At 63.8% G+C, this 18,469-nt stretch carries 19 protein-coding genes; 10 read left to right on the top strand and 9 right to left on the bottom strand.

Translation table 11 applies throughout. The annotated features are described in order from the left end of the window. Nucleotides 1–20: 20 nt before the first annotated feature. From AC58X1_RS02475 to AC58X1_RS02460, 4 genes are all read left to right on the top strand, one after another. Nucleotides 21–1,367 carry a c-type cytochrome gene (locus tag AC58X1_RS02475; RefSeq protein WP_150569321.1) on the top strand — a complete coding sequence of 449 codons (1,347 nt, stop codon included), beginning with the start codon at nucleotides 21–23 and terminating at the stop codon, nucleotides 1,365–1,367. Between the two features lie 107 nt (nucleotides 1,368–1,474). After that, nucleotides 1,475–2,497, top strand: coding sequence for an XdhC family protein (locus tag AC58X1_RS02470; protein WP_259073892.1), 1,023 nt, complete (start codon nucleotides 1,475–1,477; stop codon nucleotides 2,495–2,497). Between the two features lie 86 nt (nucleotides 2,498–2,583). Further along, complete coding sequence (locus tag AC58X1_RS02465; RefSeq protein WP_150569323.1) at nucleotides 2,584–4,233, top strand: MFS transporter; 1,650 nt, start codon at nucleotides 2,584–2,586, stop codon at nucleotides 4,231–4,233. Continuing rightward, the gene (locus AC58X1_RS02460; RefSeq protein ID WP_497428229.1) at nucleotides 4,230–5,372 is read left to right on the top strand and encodes an HlyD family secretion protein; all 1,143 of its coding nucleotides are present in this window, start codon (nucleotides 4,230–4,232) and stop codon (nucleotides 5,370–5,372) included. The genes AC58X1_RS02465 and AC58X1_RS02460 overlap by 4 nt, the downstream gene beginning before the upstream one ends. Before the next feature lie 8 nt (nucleotides 5,373–5,380). Here AC58X1_RS02460 and AC58X1_RS02455 read toward each other — a convergent pair whose 3' ends face one another. The 7 genes from AC58X1_RS02455 to AC58X1_RS02425 all read right to left on the bottom strand — a co-directional run bounded on the left by AC58X1_RS02455 (nucleotide 5,381) and on the right by AC58X1_RS02425 (nucleotide 10,648). Then, nucleotides 5,381–6,256 (bottom strand): AEC family transporter, encoded by an 876-nt coding sequence (locus AC58X1_RS02455; RefSeq protein ID WP_101319181.1) that lies wholly within the window; start codon nucleotides 6,254–6,256, stop codon nucleotides 5,381–5,383. Between the two features lie 114 nt (nucleotides 6,257–6,370). Further along, complete coding sequence (aroQ, locus tag AC58X1_RS02450) at nucleotides 6,371–6,808, bottom strand: type II 3-dehydroquinate dehydratase (RefSeq protein WP_101319179.1); 438 nt, start codon at nucleotides 6,806–6,808, stop codon at nucleotides 6,371–6,373. A 4-nt stretch (nucleotides 6,809–6,812) separates the two neighbouring features. Continuing rightward, complete coding sequence (gene aroE / locus AC58X1_RS02445; RefSeq protein WP_497428228.1) at nucleotides 6,813–7,631, bottom strand: shikimate dehydrogenase; 819 nt, start codon at nucleotides 7,629–7,631, stop codon at nucleotides 6,813–6,815. Further along, nucleotides 7,628–8,860, bottom strand: coding sequence for a CaiB/BaiF CoA transferase family protein (locus tag AC58X1_RS02440; protein WP_497428227.1), 1,233 nt, complete (start codon nucleotides 8,858–8,860; stop codon nucleotides 7,628–7,630). The genes aroE and AC58X1_RS02440 overlap by 4 nt, the downstream gene beginning before the upstream one ends. Next, complete coding sequence (locus AC58X1_RS02435; protein WP_150569326.1) at nucleotides 8,857–9,312, bottom strand: MaoC family dehydratase; 456 nt, start codon at nucleotides 9,310–9,312, stop codon at nucleotides 8,857–8,859. The genes AC58X1_RS02440 and AC58X1_RS02435 overlap by 4 nt, the downstream gene beginning before the upstream one ends. After that, a complete protein-coding gene (locus AC58X1_RS02430) occupies nucleotides 9,309–9,704 on the bottom strand; it encodes a VOC family protein (RefSeq protein WP_101319171.1) in 396 nt (131 codons plus the stop codon). Before AC58X1_RS02430 ends, AC58X1_RS02435 begins: the two co-directional genes overlap by 4 nt. Continuing rightward, a complete protein-coding gene (locus AC58X1_RS02425) occupies nucleotides 9,701–10,648 on the bottom strand; it encodes a ketopantoate reductase family protein (RefSeq protein WP_497428226.1) in 948 nt (315 codons plus the stop codon). Before AC58X1_RS02425 ends, AC58X1_RS02430 begins: the two co-directional genes overlap by 4 nt. A 93-nt stretch (nucleotides 10,649–10,741) precedes the next feature. On the opposite strand from AC58X1_RS02425, the gene AC58X1_RS02420 reads away from it, so the two are divergent. The 3 genes from AC58X1_RS02420 (at nucleotide 10,742) to AC58X1_RS02410 (ending at nucleotide 13,553) form a co-directional block, all read left to right on the top strand. Beyond that, on the top strand, nucleotides 10,742–11,668 hold the full coding sequence (locus AC58X1_RS02420; RefSeq protein ID WP_497428225.1) for a LysR family transcriptional regulator: 927 nt from the start codon (nucleotides 10,742–10,744) through the stop codon (nucleotides 11,666–11,668). Between the two features lie 214 nt (nucleotides 11,669–11,882). Beyond that, nucleotides 11,883–13,175, top strand: a complete 1,293-nt coding sequence (locus AC58X1_RS02415; RefSeq protein WP_101319166.1) for an MFS transporter — start codon at nucleotides 11,883–11,885, stop codon at nucleotides 13,173–13,175. 96 nt (nucleotides 13,176–13,271) lie between these two features. Beyond that, nucleotides 13,272–13,553 (top strand): hypothetical protein, encoded by a 282-nt coding sequence (locus AC58X1_RS02410; protein WP_150569329.1) that lies wholly within the window; start codon nucleotides 13,272–13,274, stop codon nucleotides 13,551–13,553. Between the two features lie 47 nt (nucleotides 13,554–13,600). On the opposite strand, the gene AC58X1_RS02405 is transcribed toward AC58X1_RS02410, so the two are convergent. Next, entirely contained in the window at nucleotides 13,601–14,533 is a 933-nt protein-coding gene (locus AC58X1_RS02405) for a LysR family transcriptional regulator (RefSeq protein WP_101319162.1), read from the bottom strand. 118 nt (nucleotides 14,534–14,651) lie between these two features. Between AC58X1_RS02405 and AC58X1_RS02400 the strand changes: the two genes are divergently transcribed. Next, nucleotides 14,652–14,921, top strand: coding sequence for a DUF2790 domain-containing protein (locus AC58X1_RS02400; protein WP_497428224.1), 270 nt, complete (start codon nucleotides 14,652–14,654; stop codon nucleotides 14,919–14,921). Nucleotides 14,922–14,925: 4 nt separating this feature from the next. Here the strand turns inward: AC58X1_RS02400 and AC58X1_RS02395 are convergent, their stop codons facing one another. Next, complete coding sequence (locus AC58X1_RS02395) at nucleotides 14,926–15,624, bottom strand: tRNA (adenine(22)-N(1))-methyltransferase (protein ID WP_101323010.1); 699 nt, start codon at nucleotides 15,622–15,624, stop codon at nucleotides 14,926–14,928. Between the two features lie 164 nt (nucleotides 15,625–15,788). Between AC58X1_RS02395 and AC58X1_RS02390 the strand changes: the two genes are divergently transcribed. Continuing rightward, nucleotides 15,789–16,169, top strand: a complete 381-nt coding sequence (locus tag AC58X1_RS02390) for a RidA family protein (RefSeq protein WP_497428223.1) — start codon at nucleotides 15,789–15,791, stop codon at nucleotides 16,167–16,169. Between the two features lie 178 nt (nucleotides 16,170–16,347). After that, entirely contained in the window at nucleotides 16,348–18,432 is a 2,085-nt protein-coding gene (locus AC58X1_RS02385) for a TonB-dependent receptor domain-containing protein (RefSeq protein WP_497428222.1), read from the top strand. The last annotated feature ends 37 nt before the right edge of the window (nucleotides 18,433–18,469 follow it).

The raw sequence follows: 18,469 nt of genomic DNA, 5'->3' as shown, positions 1-18,469 counted from the left end.
TGGCCCAGGACGACCTGCACATGACTCGAAAAAGCCTTGCAAGACCCTTGGCCCTGTTGGCCGTGCCGTGCCTGATCGCGGCCGGCCTGCTGGCCTGGTACGTCACCCGCGAACCGGCCTCGCCGTTTACCGCTACAACCCAGAGCAACACCGATCCGGCCTTGGTCCAGCGCGGGGAGTACGTCGCCCGCCTCAGCGACTGCGTGGCCTGCCACAGCCTGCCGGACGCCGCGCCGTTTGCCGGCGGGCTGAAGATGGCGACGCCGCTGGGGGCGATTTACGCCACCAACATCACTCCCGACCCTGATCATGGCATTGGCAAATACAGTCTGGCCGAGTTTGACCAGGCCGTGCGCCACGGCGTTGCGCCCGGCGGGCGCCGGTTGTACCCAGCCATGCCATACCCGTCCTATTCCAAGCTCAGCGACGAAGACGTGCAGGCGCTGTACGCCTTCTTCATGCAGGGCGTGCAAGCAGCCAACCAGCCCAACAAGCCCGGGGAAATCCCCTGGCCGTTGAGCCTGCGCTGGCCAATTGCACTGTGGAACGGCCTGTTCACCGAGGCCGAACCCTACGCCGCCAAGCCTGAGCAGAATGCCCAGTGGAACCGTGGCGCCTACCTGGTGCAGGGCCCCGGCCATTGCGGCAGTTGCCATACCCCACGCGGCATCGCCTTTGATGAAAAAGCCCTGAGCGAGCGCGGCGCTACCTTCGTCTCCGGGGCCTTGCTCGACGGCTGGTACGCGCCGAGCCTGCGCAATGACCACAACACCGGCCTGGGCCGCTGGAGCGAAGCCGACATTGCCCGCTTCCTCAAGACCGGGCGCAACCAGCATGCGGTGGTCTACGGCTCGATGACCGAGGCCTTCAACAACTCGACGCAGTTCATGAGCGATGAAGACCTGGCAGCGATCGCCCACTACCTCAAGTCGTTGCCGGGCGACCCGAAACGCGATGGCCCGCCTTGGCAATATCAAGCCGTATCGGCAGCGCAGCAGCTGGACAAACCTGGTGCGCACACCTACGTCACCGCCTGCGCCAGTTGCCACGGGCTGGATGGCCGCGGCCAGGCTGAATGGATGCCGCCACTGGCCGGAGCGACCTCTGCGCTGGCCGAGCACAACGCCTCGGCCATCAACATCACCCTCAACGGTGCCCAACGGGTGGTTGCCGCCGGCGTACCGGATGCCTACCGCATGCCGTCATTCCGCGAGCAGCTGAGCGATCAGCAAATCGCCGAGGTACTGAGCTTTGTCCGCAGCAGTTGGGGCAACACCGGCACCGCAGTGCCCGCCAAGGACGTGGCCAAGCTGCGCGAGCACACTGACCCGGCCAGCAGCAGCCCGATCATCCTGCAGATGCGTTGAAAGGAACCTCAAGCATGCTGCGATGCTCAGTAAGACAGGAGTGCTCGCTGGGCGATTACCGTCAGCGAGCATGACTGCATAGTGCACAAACAGATCAAGGAACACCGATGGAAAGCATTGACCTGATGGTCCTGCGCACCGCCCGCGACTGGTTGGCGGCTGGCGAGCAGGTGCTGCTGGCGACCGTTGCCCGCACCTGGGGCTCGTCGCCACGCCCGGTCGGCTCGATGATGGCCCTGCGCGAGGACGGCCGGGTGATCGGCAGTGTTTCCGGCGGCTGCATCGAAGATGACCTGGTCCACCGCTACACCCGCGCCTACGGTGGCAGCGGTGTGAGCGACGGTTTGCCGCAGGTGGTGTGCTACGGCGTCAGCGCCGATGAAGCCCACCGCTTTGGCCTGCCCTGCGGCGGCACCCTGGAGTTGGTGCTCGAATTCAACCCGTGCCATCAAGCCCTTGGCCTGCTGCTGGAGCGGCTGGATGCAGGTGGCCTGGCCCGACGCAGCCTGGATCTGGCCAGCGGCACGGCGACGCTGGAACACACGTCGACCCCAGAGCAATTCAGCTTCGACGGCGCGCGCATGGTCAGCACCCTTGGCCCTGGCTACCGGATGTTGCTGATCGGCGCCGGCGCTTTGGCCGAGTATGTGGCTACCATGGCCCAGTTCAATGGTTTCAAGGTCACCGTGTGCGATCCGCGACCGGAACACATGGCGGGCTGGAGTGTTGCCGGTGTCGAGCAGGTGGTGGGCATGCCGGATGACGTGGTGCGGGCGTTCGTGCCGGACCTGCGCACCTGCATTCTGGCCCTGAGCCACGACCCCAAGCTGGATGACCTGGCCCTGCTCGAAGCCCTGCACGGCCCGTCATTCTATATCGGCGCGATCGGCTCGCGGCGCAATAGCCAGCAACGACGTGAGCGGTTGATCGAGCACTTTGGCGAAACCGAGGCGTCACTCAAGCGATTACACGGCCCCATTGGCATCTATATTGGCAGCAAGACCCCAGCCGAGATCGCCGTGAGCGTGATGGCCGAGATTCTCGCGTGCAAAAACAATGTCGAACTGCCGGGCGAGCTGTCGGTCACCGAAGCCAAACGCGCGCAAGAGCTTGAGTTGCTGGCCAGTTGAGCAGCGCTAAAATTGCTGCAGCAGCTTCACCCGCTTGACCGATCTGACGTACAGTTTCGCAAGTAGACCAAGGCCAAGCCCTTCCGATGGACAAGTACGCCCCACGCCAGTGGCTCCCCCACGAAAAGCCGACCATTCCCGGCTCGCCGTCGACCCCGCTGCATCCACCTCTGACTCGCCTCGCCTACGGCGCGGTGGGCCTGCTGGTGGCTATCACCGGCGGCCTGGGCAATGCTCTGGTGACTGCCAACCTGACCTTTTTGCAAGGCGCGCTCGGTGCCACCAGCGCCGAAATGGCCTGGCTGCCGGCGGCGTTCGTGATGACCAACGTGTCGATGAATCTGCTGCTGGTGAAGTTTCGCCAGCAGTTTGGCCTGCGCGCGTTCACCGAAGTGTTCCTGGTGCTGTATGCACTGGTCACCTTCGCCCACTTGTTCGTCAACGACATCAACTCAGCAATCGCCGTGCGCGCAGCCCACGGTATGGTCGGCGCAGCGCTGAGCTCACTGGGCCTGTACTACATGATTCAGGCCTTTCCCGAGCGTTGGCGACTCAAAGCCATGGTGCTCGGCCTGGGTGCCTCGCAGCTGGCGATACCGCTGGCGCGGATCTTCTCCGAAGACCTGCTGCAGATTGCCGAATGGCGCGGTTTGTACATGTTCGAACTGGGCCTGGCGCTGACCGCGCTGGGCTGCGTATTACTGCTGAAGTTGCCGCCCGGCGACCGTTTCAAGACCTTCGAGCCGCTGGATTTTCTCACTTTTGGCCTGATGGCCAGCGGCACCGCGCTGCTCTGCGCCGCGCTGTCGCTGGGGCGCATCGAATGGTGGCTGGACACGCCGTGGATCGGCATGGCGCTGGCGGCCTCGATCGGTTTGATCTGCGCCGGGCTGGCGATCGAGCACAACCGCAGCAACCCGTTGTTGATGACCCGCTGGCTGAGCAGCGCCGCGGTGATCCGCCTGGCACTGTGCGTGATCCTGATCCGCATGGTCACCTCCGAGCAATCGACCGGCGCGGTGGGCTTTCTGCAAACGCTCAACCTGGGCACCGAGCAGCTGCGCAGCCTGTATGGGGTGATGCTGCTGGGCGCCGTGGCCGGGCTGGTCACCAGTGCCCTGACCATCAACCCCAAGCACCTGGTGCTGCCGCTGTTCGGCTCGCTGGCGCTGATGGCTGTCGGCGCCTACATGGACAGCAGCTCGAGCAACCTGACCCGGCCAGCGCAGATGTACCTGAGCCAGTTCATGCTGGCGTTTGGCAGCACCTTCTTCCTCGGCCCATCGATGGCGTTGGGCATCGGCCACGTGCGCGCCAACCCGCGCAACCTGGTCAGCTTTTCGGTGCTGTTCGGGATCTGCAACAACCTCGGCGGCTTGCTTGGCGCGGCCTTGCTCGGCACCTTCCAGACCGTGCGCGAGAAATTCCACTCGAGCAACCTCAGCGAACAGCTGAGCCGCCTCGAACCCCTGGTCAACGCTCGGGTCCAAAGCGGTGGCGGCAGCTATGCTGGAGTCATTGCCGACCCGGCCCTGCGCACTGAAGTCGGCACCCGCTTGTTGGCCAATGCCGCCACCCGCGAAGCCAACGTGCTGGCTTACAACGATGTATTCCTGCTGATCGCCGGGATTGCCATACTGACCATGCTCTGGATTTCGCTGCGCAGCCTGTGGGTCTGGCACACGACCCGCCAGGCGGCCCTTTCCGACTCAACCCGCGGCGCTTCGAATCAATGAATGAAGAAACACCGATCACCTCTACCAACGCCATTGCCGAAACTCCGGAAGGTCAGACCCCGCCCACGCAGCCGAGCAACCCCGGCGGCTCGCGACGAGTGCGGGTATTGTCTGTGCTGACCTTTGCCGGCGTGGCCCTGGCCGGCATCCTGCTGGTGTTGTACGCCTGGCAACTGCCGCCATTTGGCAGCGATATCGAGAGCACCGAAAACGCGCTGGTGCGTGGCCAGGTCACGCTGATCGGCCCGCAGCTGTCCGGCTATGTCGTCGAAGTGCCGGTGCAGGACTTCCAGTACGTCAAGGCCGGCGACCTGCTGGTGCGCCTTGATGACCGCATCTACACCCAGCGCCTGGCCCAGGCCATTGCGCAATTACAGCAACAGCAGGCCGCGCTGGCCAACAACCTGCAGCAGCGCAAGAGCGCCGAGGCGACCATCGTCCAGCGCCAGGCGGCGATCACCGATGCTGCCGCCCAGGCCGACAAGAGCCAGGCTGACCTGCGCCGCAATCAGGCGCTGGTCAGCGACGGTTCGATATCGCGCCGCGAGCTGGATGTCAGCCGCGCCAATCATGCAGCATCAGTGGCAAGCCTGGCCCAGGCCAAGGCCGCGCTGGAGATCGCGCGCCAGGACGTAGAGACGGTGATCGTCAACCGCGCCTCGCTGGAAGCCTCGGTAGAAAACGCCAAGGCCGCGGTCGAGCTGGCCCGCATCGACCTGGACAACACCCGGGTCACCGCACCGCGCGATGGCCAGCTCGGCCAGATCGGCACGCGCCTGGGTGCTTATGTCAATTCAGGTGCGCAGTTGATGCCGCTGGTGCCGGACAACCACTGGATCATCGCCAACATGAAGGAAACCCAGATGGCCAAGGTACGCATTGGCCAGCCGGTGACCTTCAGCGTCGATGCGCTCGATCACTTGAAACTGCGCGGCCACGTGCAGCAGATCTCACCCGCGACCGGCTCGGAGTTCGCCTTGCTGCAAGCCGACAACGCCACCGGCAACTTCGTCAAGATCGCGCAACGGATCCCGGTGCGGATCACCGTCGACCCGGACCAGCCCGACGCCAAGCGTCTGCGCCCGGGGATGTCGGTGGTGGTCGGCATCGATACCCGCGCCGAGCATTCAAGCGACTAGGCTGCGGGTCACAGCCACCAGGCCAGCACCAGCGGCAACCAGACGAACGACAGGATCGTCGAGCACATCACCAGGTTGGCGACCTCTTCAGGTGAGCGCTTGGCGCGCACGGCTAGCAGGTAGTTGAACACTGCCACCGGCATCGACGATTGCAACACCAGGATGGCCTTGGCCATGGTTTCCAGGTCAAGCAGCTCACCCACTGCCCAGCCAACCGCGCCACCCAGAACGATCCGCAGGCCGCCCAGCAGCATGCCCTTGCCGACCTGCTGCAGGCGGATGCTGGCCAGCGACACGCCCAGGGTCAGCAGCATCAACGGGATGGTCATGCCGCCCAGCAGATTGACAGTATTGGCCAGCCACTTGGGCAATTCCCATTGCAGAAAGATGATCGGCATGGCCCCCGCCAGACTGATCACGATCGGGTTGCGCAGCAGCGCCTTGAACGAGCTGGCGCCGCCAGCCACGGCAATGCCCACGGTGAACTGGAAGATCGACAAGGTCAGAAAGAACGCCACCGCCAGCGCCAGGCCATGCTCGCCAAAGGCGTACAGGCTGATTGGCAGGCCCATGTTGCCGGTGTTGGGATACATGAACGCCGGCAACAAGACGCGCCAGTGCAGGCCAGACAAGCGACTGACCAGCAGCCCGACCAAGGCCATGCCAGCCATGCACAGCACGCAGGCCAACGCCATATTGGTAAAGGCCGACTGGTCCAGTTTGGTCCGGCTCAAGGTCGACAGCACCAAGGCTGGGGTGCCGATGTTCATCACCAGCCGGGCGATGAATTCGGTGGGGTAGTCGATACCGCTGCGGGCCCAGCCGTAGCCAATGCCCGCGACGATAAACACCGGTGCCAGAACAGCGAACAACGAAGCCAGCATGCCTTGCCCTCAACGGCGATCAGTGCCGATCGCCTGGAAAATATCCCAGTATGCCCCAGCTGCCCCGCGCCCGGCGTTCTGGCGTTGATAAAAGCGCTAGCAGGCCAGCGTCAATCAGAGCATGCCCATCGCCGCACGCAAGGCCAGCAGATAGGTGTCGACACCAAATCCACAGATCTGCCCGCGCACCACTTCGGCGAATACCGAGTGATGCCGGAACGCCTCGCGGGCATGGATGTTCGACATGTGCACTTCCACTACCGGCACTTCCAGAATCGCCAGCGCATCGCGAATGCCGTAGCTGTAGTGGGTCCAGGCCCCGGCATTGATCAGCACCGCATCGACCCGCTCTTCGTAGGCCTGGTGAATACGCTCGCACATCGCCCCTTCGTAGTTGCTCTGGAAGCTCTCGATGCGCGCGCCGAGTTCCTCACCCAGCGCCTGCAAGGCCTGATCGATGTCTGCCAGCGTGGCCGTGCCGTACTGGCGTGGGTCACGTTTGCCGAACATGTTGTGGTTGATGCCGTGCAGCATCAGGATATTGACGCTCATGGCGCTACTCGAGGGGGATGGTCAGTTGGTTGATCACAGCGCGCGTCTCAGGCCGCACCCCGCGCCACCAGGCAAACGCCTCTGCCGCCTGCTCGACCAGCATACCGACGCCGTCCGCCAGGTTCGGCACGCCCTGCTCGCGGGCCAGCCGCAGGAATGGCGTGAGGCCTTTGCCGTAGGCCAGCTCGTAGGCCAGCTGGGCACCGTTCAATACGTCAGCAGGCACCGGCGGCAGCTCGCCGCTGAGGCTGGCCGAGGTGGCATTGATAACGATATCGAAGGTCTCGCCCTGCAGCTCTTCGTAACGGCTGATGCGCAGCAGCGGGTGGTCGACTTCGTTGCGCAGCGCCACGGCCTTGGACATATCGCGGTTGACGATGACCAGCTCCAACGGGGCTGCCTGCAGAAACGGCAGCAGCGCACCACGCACCGCACCACCGGCGCCGAGCAACAGCACGCGGCGGTTGCGCAGCGGCTGGCCAAGGTTGCTTTCGATGTCGCGCAGCAAGCCGATGCCATCGAAGTTTTCCGCAACGATGCGCCCGTCTTCAAACTTCAGCGCGTTGGCGGCACCGGCCAACTGGGCGCGCTCGCTGCGCCGGTCGGCCAGCTCGAACGCGCGCAGCTTGAACGGCGCGGTGATGTTCATGCCCAACCCGCCCGACTCGCGAAAGCTCAGTACCTGCGCTTCGAAGCCGTCGAGTTGGCCTTCGATGGCGCCGTATTCAAGTACCTGCTCGCTGACCTGGGCAAACAGGCCGTGAATCAGCGGCGACTTGGTGTGATTGATCGGCCGCCCGATCACTGTATAGCGGTCAGTCATGCTGCATCTCCGTGGCTGAACAAGACCCCATCTGCCTGCATCGCAGCGATCTGTTCAGGGCTGAAACCAAGCGCGGCGGCGATTTCGGCGTTGTGCTGGCCGAGGTCCGGGGCGACCTGGTGAATGGTGGTATCGCAGTCCGAAAAGCGGAACGGCAGGTTGGGCAGGCGCAAGGTGCCGTAGCGCGGGTGCTCCTGCTCGATGACCATGTTGCGGGCTTTGATCTGCGGGTCGGCGAGCACCTCGTCGATGCGCTGGACCTTGGCGCTGGGGATGTCGATGCCGTCGAGCAAGGCGAGGATATCCGCCACCTGCCGCGCGCCGACCCACTCGCGCACCACCGCCAGAATGTCCTCGCGATTGGCGTTGCGCCCGTTCAGGCTGTGGAAGCGGCTGTCACTGCCAAAGCCGCTCGGGCCGCCGTTGGCTTCGAGCATGGCGGCGAAGCGCTGCCAGGCGTCGTCCACCTGCGCGGCGATCACCAGGTCACCATCGGCGGCGCGGAACACCCCGTACAGGGTCGACGTCGGCATGTCATGCCCGGTCTGCTCGGGCAGCACAGTGCCGTCGGACAGCGTGTAGCACTGCACGGCGTATTCGTGCATCGACACCAGCGTGTCGTAGAGGGCCATGTCGATATGCTGGCCGCGGCCACTGCTGACCCGGCCCAACAACGCCGCGTTGATTGCAGCTACGGCATGAATGCCGGTGTACATGTCACCCAGCGAAATACGCAGCAACGGCGGCGCCTCGCCGGGTACGCCGACCATCTGCATGATGCCGCTCTTGGCTTCGGCGATCAGGCCGAAGCCTGCGCGGTGCGCATCAGGCCCGGTGTGGCCATAGGCCGAGATCGAGCAATAGACCAGCCGCGGGTTGCGCGCCGACAGCTCGCTGTAGCCCAGACCGAGCTTTTCCAGTGCACCGGGCCGGTAGTTTTCGATGAAGACGTCGGCCGAGTCGGTCAGGCGCTGCATGAAGGCCTTGCCGCGCGGGTCGCGCATATTGACGCTGACGCCCTGCTTGCCCATGTTCAGCTGCAGAAAGTAACCGCTCTGCTGCTCGTCCAGGGTGAAGGCATGCTGGCGGCCCGCGTCACCTGTGCCTGGGCGCTCAACCTTGATCACTTCGGCGCCCAGCGCAGCCAGGCAGCGGCCAACGTAAGGGCCGGCGAGAAAGTGGCTGTAATCAATGACGCGAATGCCCGCGAGTGGTAATGCCTGACTCATGCCTGCGCCCTCCTTGGGACCATCAACCGGTGCTCGCCACGCTGCACCACTTCGCCGTGCTGGTTGATCAGCTCCGACGGCAAGACCACGATGCCCCAGCCTGGGCGGCTCTTGCTTGCGCGCACCGAGCCGACGCGCATGCGCACGTGGAGCACGTCGTTGACCTTGATCGGCAGGAGGAAGTCCCAGGTCCAGCCCAGCGACATGCCGGGCACGAAGCGGTATTCGCATTGGGTCTTGAGGCCGTCGGCAATCGACAGGCCGAACAAGCCATGGGCAACCAGGCAGCCAAAGTGGCTGGCGTTGGCGTAAGCCTCGTCGACATGGACCGGGGTGTGATCACCGGTAAGGTCGGCATAGGCCAGAATGCGCTCACGGGTCACGGTATAGCTTGGGCTGATGCACTCGTCGCCTTCACGGGCATCGTCCCAGAATTTTTCCACTACGTTCATGCTTGCTCCTGTGCACGTGGGTCAATCGCCAATGCCTGGGCTACGCAGCTGACCGGCCGGGCCTGAATCAGCTCGATCGCCAGGCCATCCGGCAGGCGGAACCAGTTGAAGCCTTGCGGCAATGGCGTGACGCCGAAGCGCTGCGCAGCAGCCAGGCTGGCCTCGAGGTCTTCGCACATGATGCCCAGGTGGGCCATGCGCCCTTCCGGGCCGGCAAAATCCGGCTGATGGATGAACTGCAAACCGCCCAGGGTCCAGTACTGCGCAGGCTGCTCGAGGCTGCCCTGGACTTCACGCATGGTCATGCCGCACACCTCGCTGAAAAAGCCGATGTGCCAGTGGATGTCCTTGACGAAGAATGCAACGTGTTCGAGGTAGGCTTTGGCAGTCACTTGAAGTCCCTCTTTTGATAGTCGGCCATGGCGCGTTCGATGCCTTTGATGCAGGCCACCAGGGTCGCGTTGACCGGCGTGGGCACGCCATGGCGCTGGCCCCAGCGCACGACGGAGCCGTTAATGAAGTCGATTTCGGTGATCGAGCCTTTTTCCAGGCTCTGCAGCATCGAGGTGCGAAAACTCGCCGGCAGGCCTTCGGCAGCCAGTTGCCAGGCAGCTTCTGGGCTGGTCAGGCTGAGGCGGATACCGGCCCGCTCGGCGACCGCGATGGCTTCGGCCACCGCTGCCTTGGCCGTGCTCTCGAGCAGCGGTTCGCTGTACAGCTGGCCATAGCTGAGCATGGTGATGCCGCTGAGCGCGCCGGTGGCGACGTTGACCAACAGCTTGTCCCACATGGTGCCGAGGATGTTGTCGCTGACAATGGTGGCCAGCCCGGCGCCGTTGAAGGCGTCGGCAATGGCTTGCACCCGTGGCGTCAACTGGCCGTCGAGCTCGCCGATAAAGGTCTGCTTGCCGGCTACCCCGGCGCGGATCGAGCCGGGCGCCAGCAGCACGCCACCGACGTAGGTCTTGCCGGCCAATACCCGCTCGCGACCGACCGCCTCGGCCAGGATGTCCTCGTGACCCAGGCCGTTCTGCAGTGACAGCACCAGCGTCTGCGGGCCGATCAAGGCAGTGGCGCCGGCAATCGCTTCAGCGGTATGGAACGACTTGACCAGCACCACCACCAGATCGGCCGCGCCGATCTCTTCGGCATCGACGCTGGCGTTGACCCGCACGTGGCGCTCGCCACGCTCATCGTTGACGTGCAGGCCGTGCTGGTTGATCGCAGCGACATGCGCCTGGCCGCGGTTCAACAACCAGGTTTCATGCCCCGCCTCGCTCAAGGCAGCGCCAATGGCGCAACCGAGGGCGCCGGCTCCAAGAATGCAGATTTTCACGTCGCAAGCCTCCTGTGCTTTGCGACTACATTAGGCAGGCGGGCTTATTTGGGCTATACAATGGCCTCAATAGCACTATTGAGAATTACAATAATGACCCCGTTGGATGCCCTGCCAGATCCCAAGCTGCTGCGCCTGCTCGATGTCCTCTACAACTGCCGCAGCGTGACCCGCGCCGCCGAGCAACTGGGCCAGAGCCAGCCGACCATCAGCATCTGGCTGGCACGCCTGCGCGAGCAACTGAACGACCCCTTGTTTGTACGCACCCCCGGCGGCATGGCGCCCACGCCGCGGGCCGACCAGTTGATCGGGCCGTGCCGCGAGGTGCTCGAATCGCTGCGCCGACTGACTGCCTCGGAGCCACAATTCATCGCCGCGACCGCGCAGCGCCGTTTTCGCTTATGCGTCAGCGATGCCAGCCACATCACCTTGCTGCCGCGCATCCTCAATCATCTGCGCTCGCACGCGCCGGGCATCCGCCTGGAAGCGGCACGCATCGACGGCAATACCGAAAGCGCGCTGGAATCAGGCGAGGCCGACCTGGCCATTGGTTTTGTGCCCTGGCTGGGCGGCGGCATGTACCAGCAGGTGTTGTTCGAGCAGGACTGGGTGTGCCTGAGCAACCCCAAGCATGCCACTGACGGGGAGCCCATGAGCATCACCCGCTACCGGACCGAGGGACACGTGCAAGTCAGTGCCGGCACCGGCCAGAAACTGCTCGAGGCGGCTCTGACCCGGGCCGGCATCGAGCGCCGGGTGATGCTTGAGCTGCCCGGTTTTCTCGGGCTGGGCATGGTGGTCGGCTCGACCGACCTGATCGCGACGCTCCCTCGGCATATCGGCCAGACACTGGCCGCCATGCATGGCCTGCAGATGACCGATTGCCCGCTTGCGGTCGACGGCTTCACGGTCAAGCAGCACTGGCACGCACGCTACCACCAGGACAGCGGCAATCGCTGGTTGCGCGAGTTGATTCGGCAGTTGTTTCAGCCGCCACGGCTGGCGGATGGCCACGCCTGACAGCGCGGGCTGCTGCATCAACACGCCGACCGTTGATCCTGCGGCGGATGGTCGCAGGGCCAGCCCCCTTGGCAAATCCAGGATAACGCTTAAAATCGCGCCTCCTTTTCGCCAGTCACCCTGCTACAGGCACCCTCGCTACCGGTCCGCAATGGCCCGGCCCAGCCTGCGCGGCAAAAAGGCACACATCTGCTGATTTCTTCTTGAGGTATGTATGTCTCCGCGTTTGCTGGCCATGGCGCTGGCGCCCCTGCTTGGGCTGTTCATCATGGCCCTGGGCAATGGTTTCATGTCTTCGTTGACCACACTGCAACTGGGTACGGCGGGCGAATCGGCGACGATGATCGGTATCGTCTCTTCGGCCTACTTCATCGGCCTGACCCTGGGCGCCCTGTTCAATGACCGGCTGATCCTGCGCATCGGCCACATCCGTGCCTACAGCAGCTTCGCCGCGCTGATCGCCGCCACCAGCCTGATGCAGGGCCTGTTCTACGACACCACCTGGTGGATGGCCATGCGCCTGATCAACGGCTGGGCTGCCGTCGGCGTGTTTCTGGTGATTGAAAGCTGGTTGCTGATGGCCGGCGACGCGAAGATCCGCGGGCGTCTGCTGGCCCTTTACATGATCGCCTTCTACGGTGCTGGCGTGCTGGCCCAGGCTGCGTTGGGCGAGATCACTGGCCTGGGCGCCAGTGCGCCATACATGGTCGCCGGCATGCTGGCAGCGCTGTCGGTGCTGCCGATCGTGATCCTGCCGCAGGTATCGCCGGTGCTCGATCAGGTCGAGCCGCTCAAACCCCGGCAGCTGCTGGGCGTGGCCCCCACCGGGCTGGTCGGCTGCTTTGGTTCGGGCGTGGCAATCGCTGCGGTGTATACCTTGCTGCCGCTGTACTTGCAGCGCATCGGTCTGGCGGTGGGTGAAGTCGGCACCATGATGGCCTGGGTGATTCTCGGCGCCATGCTGCTGCAGTATCCGGTGGGGCGCTGGTCCGACCGCAAGGACCGCCAGGATGTACTGATCACGCTGGCCGCGCTGTGCACCGTGCTGTCGCTGGTGATCGGCCTGCTGCCGGCCAATTCGGTGCTGTTGCCGGCAATGCTGTTCCTGCTCGGCGGCTGTGTGTTCGCGGTGTACCCGGTGTCGGTCAGCAGCGCTGCCGACCGCGCCCCGGCGGATGCGCTGGTGCCGATGATCCAGGGCCTGCTGCTGATCAACTCGCTGGGCTCGGCAATGGCGCCGCTGGCGATTTCGCCGGTGATGACCTCGTACGGCGAAGTCGGCCTGTTCTGGGCCTTTGCCGTGATCAACCTGGCCATGGTCAGCTTCTTCCTCTGGCGCCGCGGCAAGCGGCCGGCACCGGAGCATCCCGCGCCGTTTGCTGCGAGCACCACGTTCTCGCCGAGTGGCGCCGAACTGCGGGTGACCGAAGAACTGCGCCATGCCGTGCAGGAGCACCCGTCGATGGCTGAAACCCAGGCGCCGGCGCCTGCTGCAGAACACGCCTGACCCGCGCCGGGGGCATGACCGCTCGTCGCCCGACGGGCACCCTGCCCCCGCTGGCGTGGCCGAACACATGACGATCATCCTTACAGGAGATTCACCATGGTTCGCTTCCGCCCGCTTCCGTTAGTTCTTGCCCTGTCGTTGGGCCTTGCTTCTACCGTCAGCATTGCTGCCACAGACATGAACAGCGGCAAGTCCACCACTGAACAGTCCTCTGGCGACCAACCGCGTGGCAGCACCGCCGGTGATGGCAGCAGCGTCAACAGCCCAGGCGGCAGCCCGGATAACGACAGCAGCGATACCGGTACCGACTCCGATGGCGCAGATGGCAAGACCCCTGGGCCAAGCGACTCGAGCAGTGCCGAACAAGACGATCATTGATTGCAGGGGCGCTGTAGGGAAACCTGCAGCGCCGCGCTTCAGTTCAATCAGCGCCAGTGGCGCTGTTCTTCGACTACCTGTTCATGCGCCTGGAACATCAGCGGCAACTGCTCCTTGAGCATGTCCAGCCAGGTCCGCACCTTGGCATCCAGATAGTGCCGGGACGGATAGATCGCATAAATCTCCCGCTGCCGCAGACGATGTGGCGCCAATACCCGGCATAGCCGTCCCTGCTCGATGGCCCTGGTCGCGGAAAAATACGGAATCAAGCCAATCCCCATACCCAGCTCGGTAGCCTGCAACATGGCATCCGCGACGTTGGTCAGGAAGGTCTGCTGCGGTTGAATCACGCAGCTCTCGGCCGCTTGTTCAAACACCCAGTCCTCTTCGAACAATGGGTCGCCCATGCGCATGCACACATGCTGCTGCAGGTCCTCTGGTCGCTCGGGCACGCCGTGACGCGCCAGATAGTCAGGTGAGGCACAAAGGATGCTGTAGATGCCGCCCAGGGGGATGGCAATCAGCTGCGAATCCGGCAAGCCGCGGCCGATGGTGATGACCACGTCGTGGCCCTCATCGAGCGGATCGGGGTTGCGCTGCGACAGGGTCAGCTCCATCACCACTTCCGGGCAGGCCGCCTGATAGGCCGCCACCAGCGGCATCATCAGCAGGCCCAAGCCATGGGTGGAGTGCACCCGCAGCCGCCCGCGCGGGGTAAGGTGCGCGCCGCGCGCTTCGTCCATGGCCTCTTCACTGAGCAACAGGATCTGCCGCGCCCGCTCAAGGAATCGCTCGCCCGCCTCGCTCATGCGCAGGCGCCGGGTGGTGCGATGCAGCAGGCGAGTCTGCAACTGGTTTTCAAGCTCGGCGACGATGCGTGAGACCTGGGCGGCAGAGATGTCGAGGGCATTGGCGGCGCCCGCGAAACTGCCGCAATCGACTACCCGGGTGAAAGTCCGCATGGCATGCAGCATGTCCATGGAAGCGCGCTCCTGAAATTTAATTCGTACATCAAGAGCAGCAATCTATCACGTTGCAGGCCATTTATTGTGAATCGCCAAGCAATGCATCATGGCTCATACGTAAGAGGAGCTCATCATGAAAGCCGTTATCACAATTTTTGCCCTTCTCAGCTCAGTGGCTGCCACCGTTGCCTACGCCGACCAGGGCGATCAACAACCAGTACCCGCAGCGGTTGAGCAATACCACTACGGCATGCCGTTGGACGTTGCCAAGGTGATTTCCATTACCCCGGCAAGCGACATCGAAGACTGCAAGGTGGGCACCGCGCGGATGGCCTATCTGGACCAGCAAGGCCAGCGCCACGACATCAGCTTCCGCGAGATGGGTAACTGCTCGCAGATGTAATCGATCAGGCCCCGGCCAGCAGTTGAGTAATCCACTCGACCTGCTTGCTGAACAGCCGGGCCTTGGCCTGCGGCACCTCTTGCGCATGCTCGAAGTGCGCCAGGGTCTGCTGGCGCTGACGCAGCACGCGGCGCCACTTGCCCAGAAACGCCTCGCTGCGCTGCTCCATCAAGCGCGGGCCAAACAATAGCTGCTGCGGCGTGTAGACCACGTCAGCAGCCGGCACGGCAACGATGATCTCGTAGTCGAAGCGGTTCTCGCGCAGGACCTCTTCATGCTCGATGCGGTAACCGTTGTTCATCAGCCAGGTGCGCAGCTCCTGCTCGCCACCGTTGGGTTGCATGATCAACCGCTCGCTGCCAGCCAGGTGATTCTTGCCGCGCTCGAATATCTCGCACATGGTCTCGCCGCCCATACCGCACAGGCTGACCACATCGATCCGGTCACTCGCCTCGATCGCCGCCAGGCCATCCGCCAGGCGCACGGCGATACGCTGCTCCAGGCCATTTTTACGCACCTTGCGCTGCGCCGAGTGAAACGGCGTCTGCGCCACTTCGCCAGCCACGGCAAACTCAATCGCCCCGCGCAGCATCAACGCCACCGGCAGGTAACCGTGGTCCGAGCCAATATCCGCCAGCCGCGCAGATGCCGGCACGTTCGCCGCGACCCGTTCCAGGCGCTGCGAAAGTGTGTGTTCGTTCAAGCCCTGTTCCTTCTGCATAACCGAGGCTGTGCGCTCGGCCAAATGGCCGCGATTCTGAACGGCAATGCCTACTATTTCAATTTCAATGGCCCAGCGGCGGCTCGACCGGCCCGGCTCGCTCACGTAGGCTTGCGCCTTTCCTCCCGTGCTAGGCATCTATTCCCATGGCAAATGCAGACATTACCTTCATTCCAGACCCAGACCCGGAGTCGATCTCGTCCGACGTGACCGGCTTCGGCAATTTGCTGGTGAGCACGCAGATCCCGACCCGGGCAGACGGCAGCCTGGAGCTGGGCGGGATTGTCGAGCAAAGCGAATGCACTCTGCAGGCGCTGAAAACTGCCCTGGAGCGCGCTGGCAGTTCCATGGACCGTGTGCTGCACTTGACCATCTACCTCACCGACATGGCCGACCGGCCTGCATTCAACGAGGTCTACCAGCGCTTCTTCAGCCAGCCATGGCCGGTCCGGGCCGCCGTTGGCGTGGCCTCACTGGCAGTGGAAGGCATGCGCGTAGAAGTAACCGCAATGGCCGCCAAAGCCTGACGCGATCCCCCTGTAGGAGCGGCCTAGTGTCGCGAAAGGGGCGCGTAGCGGCCCCGGCGATTTTGCGGCGTGGCGCAGATCCTGGGGCCGCTACGCAGCCCTTTCGCGACACTAGGCCGCTCCTACGGAGACCGCGTGAACCGCACATTTATCACCGCTTCAAGCAGCAGGAAGCCCCATGCGTCGCCATTTCACCGTTCTACTGCCAACCCTCGGCCTGTGCAGCCTGGCCCATGCCGAGCCTGCAACCACCTTCAACCTGCTCGAGCCGGTGGTAGTCACGGGCACCTATGCACCCAACCAGAGCTTCGACCTGCCCTACTCCATCGACACCGTGGAGCGCGCGCAGATCGCTGATGGCCAGTTGGGGGTCAATTTGTCCGAGGCGCTCAATCGCGTGCCCGGGCTGGTGGTGCAGAACCGTCAGAACTACGCCCAGGACCTGCAGATATCTTCTCGCGGGTATGGCGCTAGATCGGCATTTGGCATTCGCGGGATCAAGCTGCTCAGCGATGGAATCCCGGCAAGTACGCCCGATGGCCAGGGCCAGGCAGCCTCGCTCAACCTCGATGTGGCCGAGCGCATCGAAGTGCTGCGCGGCCCTGCGTCGGCGATCTACGGCAGCAATGCCGGCGGCGTGATCCAGATGTTCTCCCGCGATGGCGCCGGGGCGCCCAAAGTCGGCGTCGACACCACCTTTGGCAGCGATGGCTTCAACAAGAACCATGTCTACGGCGAGGGTGGCAATGACTATGCCGGGTTCGTCCTCGATGCTTCTCGCTTGGACACCGATGGCTACCGCGACCACAGTGCGGCCCGGCGCGACCAGACCTTTGCCAAGGTGCATGTGCGCCCCGATGAAGACAGCCGCCTGGCATTGATCTTCAGCACTTTGGAGCAGAACGGCACGCAGGACCCGCTGGGGCAGACCTGGCAAGGTTACAAGGCTGATCCGCGCTCAGTGAGCAGCCGCGCCGAAGAATACAACACGCGCAAAAGCATCCATCACCAGCAAATGGGGATGAATTACGAGCGTTACTTCGGTGACGCGACCTTGCAGGTCAATCTGTATGCGGGCAAGCGCAGTGTGATTCAGTATCTGTCGATCCCCCGAGGCACAGCGCCCAACAACCGCGGCGGTGGCGTGGTCGATTTCGACCGGGAGTTCCACGGTGGCACCTTGCGCTGGGTTCAACCGGTCGAAGTCGCCTACGGTGCCCTGACCCTCACCGCCGGCGCCGATTACGACCGCAGCACGGACGACCGCCGCGGCTTCCAGAACTTCAGCGGCGACACGCTGGGCGTCAAAGGTGAACTGCGTCGCGACGAGAAGGACACCGCCACCAGCCTCGACCCTTATCTACAAGCCCACTGGCAACTCGACCGCTGGACCGTGGACGCTGGCCTGCGCCGCAGCAGCATGGAAATGGAGGTCAACGACAAGTACCTGGCCAATGGCGATTCCAGCGGCTCGAAAAAGTATCAACGCACCACGCCGACACTGTCGGTGATGTACGCCTTCACCCCTGAGCTGCACGGCTACGTCAGCGCTGGCAAGGCGTTCGAGACCCCGACGCAGGCCGAGATGGCCTATGCGCCAGGTGCCGTGGAAGGCTTCAACTTCGGCCTCAAACCCGCGACCAGCACCCAGTACGAGATCGGCCTTAAAGCCCGTCCAGACGAGCGCACCCGGATCAACCTGGCGCTGTTCGAGATTCAGACCGAAGACGAAGTGGTGGTATTTGCTTCAAGCAACGGTCGCACCAGTTACCAAAACGCCGGCCAGACACTGCGACGCGGCCTGGAGCTTGGTGTGCAACGGGAGCTGAGCGAACAATGGCAGGCAAACGTCGCCTACACGCTGCTTGATGCAACCTATGACGAATCCGTCAGCCAAGGCAGCAGCACCATCGAGAAAGGCAACAATTTGCCTGGCGTACCGCGCAGCAGTCTATTTGCCGAGCTCGTGTGGAAACCGCATCCAGGGATCAGCATGGGCCTTGAGGGCCAATATCGCAGCAAAGTCTACGTTGAGGACAGCAATCAACAGACCGCTGCGCCGGCCTATACCGTATTCAACTGGCGCACGCGCTTCGAGCAGAACCTTGGCCCATGGACCTTCCATCAACTGCTGCGGTTGGACAACCTGACCGATCGCCAATACGTCGGTTCGGTGATTGTCGGCGATGGAAACCAGCGCTACTACGAAGCAGCCCCCGGCCGTTCCTGGTACGCCGGCGCCGGCATGGAATACCAGTTCTGACCCCTGCCCCGGCTGCAGCAGCCTCGATCCAGGCCGC

The organism is Pseudomonas sp. PGPR N4 (assembly GCF_059693665.1).
This window is presented reverse-complemented; position numbering and strand designations above follow the sequence as displayed.

Excerpts from the sequence above, each read along its gene's own strand:
- AC58X1_RS02475 (WP_150569321.1), top strand. The coding sequence starts at position 21 with ATGACTCGAAAAAGCCTTGCAAGACCCTTGGCCCTGTTGGCCGTGCCG.
- AC58X1_RS02470 (WP_259073892.1), top strand. The coding sequence starts at position 1,475 with ATGGAAAGCATTGACCTGATGGTCCTGCGCACCGCCCGCGACTGGTTG.
- AC58X1_RS02465 (WP_150569323.1), top strand. The coding sequence starts at position 2,584 with ATGGACAAGTACGCCCCACGCCAGTGGCTCCCCCACGAAAAGCCGACC.
- AC58X1_RS02460 (WP_497428229.1), top strand. The coding sequence starts at position 4,230 with ATGAATGAAGAAACACCGATCACCTCTACCAACGCCATTGCCGAAACT.
- AC58X1_RS02455 (WP_101319181.1), bottom strand. The coding sequence starts at position 6,256 with ATGCTGGCTTCGTTGTTCGCTGTTCTGGCACCGGTGTTTATCGTCGCG.
- aroQ (WP_101319179.1), bottom strand. The coding sequence starts at position 6,808 with ATGAGCGTCAATATCCTGATGCTGCACGGCATCAACCACAACATGTTC.
- aroE (WP_497428228.1), bottom strand. The coding sequence starts at position 7,631 with ATGACTGACCGCTATACAGTGATCGGGCGGCCGATCAATCACACCAAG.
- AC58X1_RS02440 (WP_497428227.1), bottom strand. The coding sequence starts at position 8,860 with ATGAGTCAGGCATTACCACTCGCGGGCATTCGCGTCATTGATTACAGC.
- AC58X1_RS02435 (WP_150569326.1), bottom strand. The coding sequence starts at position 9,312 with ATGAACGTAGTGGAAAAATTCTGGGACGATGCCCGTGAAGGCGACGAG.
- AC58X1_RS02420 (WP_497428225.1), top strand. The coding sequence starts at position 10,742 with ATGACCCCGTTGGATGCCCTGCCAGATCCCAAGCTGCTGCGCCTGCTC.
- AC58X1_RS02415 (WP_101319166.1), top strand. The coding sequence starts at position 11,883 with ATGTCTCCGCGTTTGCTGGCCATGGCGCTGGCGCCCCTGCTTGGGCTG.
- AC58X1_RS02410 (WP_150569329.1), top strand. The coding sequence starts at position 13,272 with ATGGTTCGCTTCCGCCCGCTTCCGTTAGTTCTTGCCCTGTCGTTGGGC.
- AC58X1_RS02405 (WP_101319162.1), bottom strand. The coding sequence starts at position 14,533 with ATGGACATGCTGCATGCCATGCGGACTTTCACCCGGGTAGTCGATTGC.
- AC58X1_RS02400 (WP_497428224.1), top strand. The coding sequence starts at position 14,652 with ATGAAAGCCGTTATCACAATTTTTGCCCTTCTCAGCTCAGTGGCTGCC.
- AC58X1_RS02390 (WP_497428223.1), top strand. The coding sequence starts at position 15,789 with ATGGCAAATGCAGACATTACCTTCATTCCAGACCCAGACCCGGAGTCG.
- AC58X1_RS02385 (WP_497428222.1), top strand. The coding sequence starts at position 16,348 with ATGCGTCGCCATTTCACCGTTCTACTGCCAACCCTCGGCCTGTGCAGC.